The sequence below is a fragment of the Parasphingorhabdus sp. genome (genome assembly GCF_049667325.1).
Classification (GTDB): Bacteria; Pseudomonadota; Alphaproteobacteria; order Sphingomonadales; family Sphingomonadaceae; genus Parasphingorhabdus.
Window position 1 is genome coordinate 1 of record NZ_JBATHY010000062.1, and the last position, 3,517, is coordinate 3,517.

The 3,517-nt window shown below is 57.7% G+C and carries 3 protein-coding genes and 1 pseudogene; all 4 read right to left on the bottom strand.

Going from position 1 to position 3,517, the window contains the following annotated elements; all coding sequences use genetic code 11:
- A partial coding sequence (locus WBM93_RS03430; RefSeq protein WP_424428192.1) for a hypothetical protein occupies positions 1–524 on the bottom strand: 524 nt, incomplete at its 3' end.
- 52 nt (positions 525–576) lie between these two features.
- On the bottom strand, positions 577–2,370 hold the full coding sequence (locus WBM93_RS03435; protein WP_424428194.1) for a ShlB/FhaC/HecB family hemolysin secretion/activation protein: 1,794 nt from the start codon (positions 2,368–2,370) through the stop codon (positions 577–579).
- A gap of 102 nt (positions 2,371–2,472) precedes the next feature.
- Positions 2,473–3,273, bottom strand: coding sequence for a hypothetical protein (locus WBM93_RS03440; protein WP_424428195.1), 801 nt, complete (start codon positions 3,271–3,273; stop codon positions 2,473–2,475).
- Positions 3,260–3,517: pseudogene (locus tag WBM93_RS03445) on the bottom strand (adenylate/guanylate cyclase domain-containing protein); the annotation flags it as partial. The gene WBM93_RS03440 and the pseudogene WBM93_RS03445, both read right to left, overlap by 14 nt.

A 3,517-nucleotide genomic window follows, 5' to 3' on the forward strand; every position in this document is an offset into this window, starting at 1 on the left:
GGACTGCTGATCCGAATATCTTGCACCGGCAATGCTCCAACCGGGCTTGATATTCTGACCTCACGCGCATTGAAATCGGGCAGTCGGTTTTGCGGCTGATAGGCATCAGGCAGCGCCACGGGAGCGCTGATCCGGATATCGGAAACCGGTGGCCGTTCGATCGGTGCGGAAATCCGGATATCGGCATTCGGCAGTTTGGCCAGCGGTGCGCTGATCCTCACATTATCAAGGGAAAGCGGCGATAGCGGCGAAGATATCCTGATATCCCGCGCATGGAAATCCGGCGCACGATTGTGGGGCTGGTTTTGTGCCAGATCGGGCCGCGGGATGGAGATGTTGTTTCCGTGCGCCGCATTCTCGATCATCATGCCCGGAGCCCGCATCAACGCTTGCGCCTGTGCGGGCTGCGGAGCCGATGCCAGCAAGAACGCTGCCGCAGCCATCGAACTACCGGACAACCATCGCATTTTCCTGGCCATGCTCGGGATGCATTTCGGGCTTCTTGGTTGCGGTCTTTTAGTCATGATGCTGTCCTCGGTTGAACTGCGGCTGGTCTGGGGTCGAAAAACATTTTCATCATCTGCGCCGCCACGGAGCGAGCTGGATGGTCAAAGTAAGCAAGGCCCGTGCGCTGTCGCGCCGGGTCTGGAAGGCGGCGCGTTTCAGCGGCACGACTGCGGTCAGGTCGAGGCTGGCCTGCTGGCCAATGGTCGCGCGAAACCCGCCGCCGGCGGAGTAGAGTTTTTGCGGATCACCCGGAATATTCTTGTTCCAGACACCCATCAGGTCAAAAAACAGGTAAGGCTGGATCGCGATGCCCTCGGGTGTATCGGGCAGCAACGAGCCGTAGCTGACCTCCGTCTGCAAACCGTAGCCGCTGTCGCCGATGATCGTTCCGGGATCATAGCCGCGGCCGGTCGTGTAATTGCCACCGGATATTTCTTCATAGGAGAACAGGGCATCCGGTGAATATTGCAGCCGCGGCTTCAGCGTGAAGGCGAGCAGCGGGGTCGGGCGAAAGTCGATTTTGGCCTGGCCCCTGATGACAAAGGCAGTCGGGTCGCCATCGGCGCGGGTCGGAATGACCGTCTGGCCGATGCAGTTGACAAATGCCGGACCACAGCCCTGGCTGGCACCCAATATGTCGAGGCCCTGGCGAAGTTCCAGCGATCCGCCGACCCCCCATTTCGGTTCAAAGGCGGAATAGCCGCCCCGTCCCGATATGCTTCCCTGATCAATCTGGTTGAAGTCCAGACGGGCATAAGCAACGCTCAGCCTGTCTTCGTTGGTGCGAACGCCCAATATATCGGTCCGCTGGTCAATATAGTCGAGACCGATCGTCCCGAATAGATTGCGCGATTGTTTGCGGACGAACGGATAGTTCGCATATGCACTGGCGACCAGTGTTTCGGACTTGATCGAAAAACCGCCGGGCAGTTCCGGTTTGGTCCACGCATAGGTGAAATTACCACCGAATTTCAGTCCTTCGCTGCCGACCCGGAATTCGTGGTTTGCTTGCAGAACCTGCTGTTCCTTGAAATCGGACGTCGAGTAGCCGCTGATGACGGTTTCATCGCCCATCCCGGTGAGCCCGTTGAACCGGAGCCGCGCCAGCCCGCCGAAACGGCCGACTTCTTCGGAGCCAAAATTCTGGATATTGACATCGGCATAAATAGGTGTGCGGACAACGTTAAATTCTCCGACCACTTCGCCGGGCTGGCCGCCGGACTCGGCCGAAACCGGCCGCAGCGAAAGGCGAACATCCAGCCCCGGAATGTCGCGTGCGAGCAGCAGATATCGGTCGGCCGTGTTGATATTGAAAACCGGTTGCGCGGCGAGCTTTTCGATATATTTCTGGAGCAGGCCTTCGGATGGTCCGGCATTGCCCCGAACCTGGACCGAGGTCATCCGGGCCATCAGCACATCGAAACGGACATTGCCCTGGTCAATTGTTTGCGGCGGTACCTGGACGGCAGCCAGATAGCCATCGCTGCGCAACAGGGTCGCTGCGCGATCGCGGATATCGCAGACGACCGAAACCGGAACGTCCTGCCCGACATAGGCGGCATAGGATGATACGAGCGAAGCGGGATCGACCGAAATCAGGCCGGTAAAATCAACAGTTTTCAGCGTGAACCGGACATTGGAAAATTCCGGTCCGGCGAGCGGACAGGCGGACCGTTCGACTTCACCGTCAACCGACAGCGTCTGTCCCTGACCCTTTAGCGCTTCGTCAATGACTCCGCGCTGGATTTCTTCCCTGGTCGGAGCAGCGACAGAAGATTGGCCCCAGACCGGCAGGCTTGTAGAAAACATGGCGAAGCTTGCCGCCAATGCAGTGGTTCGAAAAGTCGTGTGCAATCGCGACATATAAATCCCCGTCTTGCGATGATCCGTAAGCGACCCCATGAATCATCAAATACCCACTCTGCCGTCCAGCCCTCGTTCCGGACGGCAGATTTTCTTCAAAGTCTAACCCTGATCTGCGGTGTCCCCGCCGTTTAGATTGAGAGTGTCGACCAGCAAATCCAGCTGGCCGGAACATCCGTTCTCGATCAGCATCGACGCCGCGTCATCAAGGTCGGTCGGTTGATTTTGCAACACAACGAAATTTACTTCGACCGATTGTGCCACGTTGGAACCTAGCAGCCGGTAATTCGTGCCGGTGGCGACCGGCAGCTCGTCTTTCGGCCAGGCTTTCAGCGCGCTCCCTTTCCGCCAGGCGATTTCGGTGACATTGCCGTTTACAGGCTCGACAATCGAAGCCGTCGCCGATCCGGTATAGTCAGGCCGCCAGACAACCAGCGCATCCGCATCGGCGACACAGAATTTTCCGCCCTTGGTCACGTCGAGAAACCACAGGTTCGGATTGTGCGGCGTTTCAATGGCGACCGCGCCCGCAGCGCGAACCGCTCCGGTCCTTGCCCGGCTGCTCCCGCGATTGCTGATGAAACTTGAAAGCCGGCGTGACGCGCTGGTGGCTGATCCACTATTTTGAACAAGCGAGAAGGTTCCAGGACCTTTGAAAACGCGGGTTCCTGATTTGGTCAGGACGGTCACCTGATCCTGGGCCTTCAGCGAAATCTTTGCATCATTCGCCATTTTTTTGCCGGCCGGATAGCTGCTGGCAGAAGGTCCGGTCGAGCGCATGACCATATTCTGTGCCATGGCAACTCCGCCAATTCCGAAAAGCAGAAACGTGCCGAGAACCGCTTTCGCGAGGCGGGGAAGGGTTTTTCCGGTTGTTCCCGGATCATTCTTATCCAAGTGCATAGCTTTCTCCATTTTTTGTCTTTTCCAGTCGTTTAAGCAAATTGGCGAGGCCAAGATCCTCGCTAAATTGTTTGGTCATGGCACCGAGTGCCTGAATAGAAGCAATATCACCGGTTTCATGGGCTGCTATGACCGCGGTCACTGCGGCGCGATCATTTTCTTCCCAGTCCGGCACCGGTTCGAAAACCTCGACCGGTGTGGAACGTCCGCGCAATGTGATCCTTCCCATCGGCCGGTACCAGTC

Coding starts and splice junctions, on each gene's coding strand:
- WBM93_RS03435 (WP_424428194.1), bottom strand. CDS start 2,370: ATGTCGCGATTGCACACGACTTTTCGAACCACTGCATTGGCGGCAAGC.
- WBM93_RS03440 (WP_424428195.1), bottom strand. CDS start 3,273: ATGCACTTGGATAAGAATGATCCGGGAACAACCGGAAAAACCCTTCCC.